Source organism: Gemella sp. GH3 (genome assembly GCF_013415425.1).
Taxonomy (GTDB): Bacteria; Bacillota; Bacilli; order Staphylococcales; family Gemellaceae; genus Gemelliphila.
Genome location: NZ_JACBYC010000020.1, coordinates 1 through 391 on the forward strand (window position 1 = coordinate 1; position 391 = coordinate 391).

Consider the following 391-nt stretch of genomic DNA (forward strand, 5'->3'; position numbering starts at 1 on the left):
ATTTGTAAATGATAGTTTGACCGGCATTAGTCAATTTAACTGTACCTGTACTGTCTGTATAATTAGGTGCGCCAGTACTATCCACACCAGAATAGTTATATCCTTTACTCTTCATTGCATCGATTTGTTTATCAATAGTCGCACTGCCATCAACTTCACCAGCATATGTTTTAGGAGGGATAATGTCTTTACCTGTTTTAGCATCCACATATCTTACTTGTGCCGTAGCAGATTGAGTATATTCAAATGTACCAAATTGAACTTGTTGAAGGTTTCTAGCCCCACCTGTAGATGCAGTCATTGATAAAGAAAACGTCGTAGAACCACTTGTTTTTATCCAGTCGGACATATTTCTAGTCCACGTTTGACCAGCATATGTAATGGTCATAAC

General features: G+C 37.9%; 1 pseudogene. It reads right to left on the reverse strand.

The features are described 5' to 3' along the window. Positions 1-391: pseudogene (locus tag HZY83_RS00105) on the reverse strand (lectin-like domain-containing protein); the annotation flags it as partial.